Source organism: Mesorhizobium sp. M7A.F.Ca.US.002.01.1.1 (assembly GCF_004022955.1).
In the GTDB taxonomy this organism is placed as follows: Bacteria; Pseudomonadota; Alphaproteobacteria; order Rhizobiales; family Rhizobiaceae; genus Mesorhizobium; species Mesorhizobium ciceri.
The window spans coordinates 1-791 of the sequence record NZ_RZQE01000988.1 but is presented as its reverse complement, the minus strand read 5'-3'; the positions used below and the strand labels follow the sequence as shown (position 1 = coordinate 791).

Annotated in this window: 2 protein-coding genes; one reads left to right on the top strand and one right to left on the bottom strand. The window is 61.2% G+C overall.

Annotated elements, in window-relative coordinates:
* Nucleotides 1–104 precede the first annotated feature (104 nt).
* Nucleotides 105–350, top strand: coding sequence for a DUF680 domain-containing protein (locus tag EN932_RS37270; RefSeq protein ID WP_027160993.1), 246 nt, complete (start codon nt 105–107; stop codon nt 348–350).
* Nucleotides 351–429: 79 nt separating this feature from the next.
* Here EN932_RS37270 and EN932_RS37265 read toward each other — a convergent pair.
* The coding region (locus EN932_RS37265) for a TOBE domain-containing protein (RefSeq protein WP_128369582.1) at nt 430–791 on the bottom strand (362 nt) is incomplete at its 5' end.

Here is a 791-nt window from a genome sequence, read left to right as displayed (position 1 = left end):
ACAGGGGCAGCGACCGTAACCTCTTCGGTCGCTAACAACCAATTTCGCAACCGACGGCAGCTGTGTCTGCCGTCCTGGCGAAATCCAGAATTCAGGAGACTAAAATGAACAAGATCCTTATTGCTGCCGCCGCCGTTCTGGCCATCACCGGCAATGCCTTCGCCGGCAGCGACAACTTTGGCTCCAATGGTGCCAATCAGCCTGCCGCCACGACTTCGGTCGACAGCACGCGCACCTCTTCGGTACGCAACACCGGTTCGCCGGTCTACAAGCTGCTGAACTCGTCGGGTGACACCACCCAGAAGTCTGCTCCGCAAGGTGCCGACCGCAACCTCTTCGGCAACAACTAACAACCGAAGTCGATCTCCAAGTCAAAGAGCGGCGGGCCCGGCCCGCCGCTCTTTTTTGTGCCTGACACGGCAATTGCGGTTAAGCCGCCTTTGCTTCCACTTCATGCAACGCGAAAGAACGTCCATCCGCGTCGAAGATATGCAGGTCCTCGCCATTGGCGCTCAGCCGCAATGTCGAGCCGCGCTTGACCTCGACATTGCCGGGCAGCTTGGTCACCAGCGGCAGATCGGCGCGGCCGATGTCGACATAGACAAGCTGCACCTCGCCGAGTTGCTCGACATAGTCGACCGTCCCCTCGAACAGATAGTCCGCGCCGCTGGCGATGATCAGGTCCTCCGGCCGCACGCCAAAGCTCACCGCAGCGCCCTTTGCCGAAGCCGGCGTCGCAATCGGCACGGTCGCCTTGCGTCCGCCGACATGGCTGACGACGGTCGGGTTTC

What these genes read in the sequence shown, in the direction of transcription:
- EN932_RS37270 (WP_027160993.1), top strand. Translation starts at nt 105, where the DNA reads ATGAACAAGATCCTTATTGCTGCCGCCGCCGTTCTGGCCATCACCGGC.